The following is a 3,550-nucleotide window of genomic DNA, read 5'->3' on the forward strand; positions in this document are numbered from 1 at the left end:
GAGCCGTAACGGCGGGTCGGTGTCGATCTCGTTTCCGGGCGGATTCGAGATCGGCTATGCCTTGCTCGGGGGTTCCGGCAAGGTCTTCGTGAACCCCTTCTCACTCACAGGCGCGGCACTCCACCTCCAGGAGGTGCAGGTCAAGAAGGGAAGCTCGGTCGCCGCGCCGAGCCCTTACCGCTATGACCTGTCCCACACCTTCCGGAACACCGTGCCCGCCTCGCCGATGTTCCACGTGCGCACGAGCTCGCTTGCCAAGACGGTCACCACCCTCCGCGCTCCCGGGACCAACACCAACGCATCCCTGGTCAGCGGCCCCATGGTCGACGACTTGGGCGGCATGTTCTTCGACTCCCCGGTTTGGCTGCCCTCCGCCGTCACCGAATACGTGACGCCCGGCGTCACCTACGGGCGGGCATTGGTGTACGGCAACTCCGAGTCGGTTCTGATCCTCAAGGATCGCAAGCTCCCCGTGGGCACGTCCGCCGGTGAGACGGTCGGCGCCGCCCCGTTCGACCTGCGCGGACCCCAGTACATGGGCGCGTACCGGCAGGGCACGACGATGTGGCTGAACGAGGACTCGCCCTTCTCCGACGCCGCCGGAAACTTCGGATTCGACAACAGAGCCAAGGTCTCCTACAGGCTGAGCTCAGGAGGCAAGACGCTCCTGTCCACCGTCGACCAGTCGCCGAGCAAGGAAGCGCGTGTGACGGTCCCGGCCGCTCGTGCGGACTACGCGCTCACCGAGACCGTCAGCCGCACGGTTCCGTACTCCCGGCTGTCCAGCCGGACGACCAGCGAATGGAAGTTCAGCTCCGCCTCCGCCACCCGGCCCGCCGACCTGCCGCTGATCGACATCGACCTGTCGGTGTCCGGGCTCGACTCCAAGAACACGGCGACGTCCACGGATCGCATCCGCATCGGCGCGACCGCGACCGCGCGGCTGAGAGCGACGGAGACCGTGACCGCGTTGGAGTATTCGACCGATGACGGCGCCACCTGGACCTCCCTGCCCGTAACCAGCACAGGCGACAGTGCGTCCGCCGAGCTGACGGTCCCGGCGGACGCCTCCTTCGTGTCCCTGCGCGTGTCGGCGGTGGACGACGAGGGGGAGAGCGTCCGGCGCACGGTCATCCGGGCCTTCGCGGGCCCGGCGCCTCAGCCGGAGCGGACGGTCGGCGCGACCAAGATCTCCAACATCGTGGTCAACGACGGCAGGCCCTTGGCCGTGGACCCCTTCGGCGCGTTCTTCTCGGTGACGTTCACCGCAACCGATCCGGCCGGAATCGCCGACGGCGACGCTTACCTTTATCACGGCTCGTACGACAAGCCCGACCACGTCTTGATCAACCCTGAACCCGCCCGATGCACGAAGGTGAACGCCACCACCTCCACCTGCGAGCTGATCTACGACATCGACTCGCGACTCGACCTGGGGAAGAACTCGCTGGCCGGCTCGTGGAAGGTGGCCGCCTGGGCGCACTCCAAGGACCGCAAGAGCTACACCGACCTGCACGCGGCGAAGACCGTCAACCTGCTGAGGGCCACCAGGCTGAGCGCGAACGCCACACCCGAACCGATCCGCAAGGGCAAGACCCTCACCATCACGGGCAAGCTCACCGTGGCCAACTGGGAGACCTCCACCTACGCGGGGTTCGCCGGTCAGTCGGTGAGGCTCCAGTTCCGCAAGGCGGGCTCCAGCACATACACCACGGTAAAGACGCTGAAGACCAACACCTCCGGCGATCTGAAGACGACAGTCACGGCGTCCCGCGACGGCTACTGGCGCTACAGCTTCGTGGGCAACTCGACGGTCCGGACGGTCATCAGCGCACCCGACTACATCGACGTGCAATGACCGCCCCAGCGGCCCAGGATGAGCTCGGTTGCTCGGGCGGTGCCCAGGTAACCCGGATAACCCAGGTAGCCCGGGTAGCCTGCCTCGACGATGAGGGCCGCTCTGCCCAAACGATCGACGGGTTGGGCGGTCAGGCCGCGGCTGAACGTCGCCGACCGCCCCAAGCGGTCCCAGCGATCTAGCAAGCAAGCGGCCCTGGACGGCAATGCAACGTGAGGCCCTCGTTCCTTCCGTTGCATTGCCGTTGCCGGAATGGTCACGTCCAGCGGAACGCTCGCGCTTAACGCCGTCATCACAAAAGGCCGAGATCTGGGGCGAATTCCTGCAAGGTGCCGGGTGCGAGGTGGAAGCCTTGGATTTGCACCCTGGGGTGCATAGTGAACAGGTGACTGCGCCCCGTCCCCTCAAGGTTTGTGGTGTAGAACTCGTTGGTCGTGGCGGCGGGGTCTTCGCCGAAAGTCACCTGCTGGATATGCCGTCCGTCGACCAGGCCCCAGACACGGCCGGCGAGTCCGGGGCTGGGATGGTCTTGACCGGTTTTCAGGTCAACGCGATGGAGGGAAGCGCCATCATCGATGTCGCTCCGATAGCAGAATTCATGATCGCTTGGCCAGGTGAGATAGGTGCCGCCCGGGATGTAGGCATGCGGATGGGGACCCCATCGGACAGAGCCGTCACCGACGTCGATGATCACGGTCTCCCAATCATCGTCGTCGAACTCGTCATACCAGTTCACGTACGTGGCGGCGATCAGTTTCCCGTCCGGAGACCAGCAGAGCCCGTTGATGTCCGGCGATGCGACGCCATGGCCCTCCCAAAGACGCCGGCGCTGCCCTGAGGCGGCACCCATGAGGCTGACCACCGTATATGCGCCCTCGGAGTCTTCTTCATCTGTCGAGAGCGTCGCGATCGTTTTGCCGTCAGGCGAAAGCGTCGCGTCTACGTCGGTCTCATAGTCCGGGGTGTCGAACCACCGCTGCTCGCCGTTTTCGAGAGTGAGGATGCCGACCTTGCTCGGTTGCGGCCCGCCCGGATGAGGCGTGTATACGAGGTGAGTGAGATCAGGAGTGATCGACCACTCGGTCCCGCTCGGTGGCGTCATCAGGAGCGCGTAGGTGCCGTCGTGGGACAACGATCGGATCTGCGCCCCCGGGGGCGGTGCGGGGACCCGGACGAACTCACCGGCATCGAGATCGAGCGCAATAGTCACCTCGCCGGTCACCTGGCCGATCTCCAGCACAAGGCCCGCCCGTCGGACGCGTCGTTCCTTGAGCTGTTCCACGGTGAATTCCTCTGGAAGACGTGTCACGACACGCACCGTAACAGCGCGCGAATGTTTCTTTGGGAATGGGAGATCTCGACCGGATATCACCTATCAAATGAATAGCGATTGCGCGTGCGGGTTTGGGCTACGGTCTCGCACCATTCCTTCCCTGCCCCCGATAGCTGCCGAACCAGTGACTCGACCGAGGTGTCAACGCCGTCTTCGCGTGTCCATGCACCATCGAGGTGCACCGTTCCCCGTATCCAACCGGCACAGACGGGGTTGACGCCGACCGAGGGCCACGAATAATTCGGCAGCGGGGGCGGGGGAAGCGGCGCTCAGCCCTCGCGGTTTTGACAGTGGCCGGCGCGCCCCAGGGCAACGACCCACAACCATGACCGAGGACACAAGGTTGCGTCCACGGGAGT

The 3,550-nt window shown here is 65.2% G+C and carries 2 protein-coding genes; one reads left to right on the forward strand and one right to left on the reverse strand.

Annotated features, from left to right (window positions below):
- On the forward strand, positions 1-1,858 hold a 1,858-nt coding region (locus Psi02_RS25265), incomplete at its 5' end, for a hypothetical protein (protein ID WP_203978140.1).
- A gap of 292 nt (positions 1,859-2,150) precedes the next feature.
- On the opposite strand, the gene Psi02_RS25270 is transcribed toward Psi02_RS25265, so the two are convergent.
- Complete coding sequence (locus Psi02_RS25270) at positions 2,151-3,140, reverse strand: WD40 repeat domain-containing protein (RefSeq protein ID WP_203978141.1); 990 nt, start codon at positions 3,138-3,140, stop codon at positions 2,151-2,153.
- Positions 3,141-3,550: the final 410 nt, after the last annotated feature.

Source organism: Planotetraspora silvatica (assembly GCF_016863315.1).
GTDB classification, from domain to species: domain Bacteria; phylum Actinomycetota; class Actinomycetes; order Streptosporangiales; family Streptosporangiaceae; genus Planotetraspora; species Planotetraspora silvatica.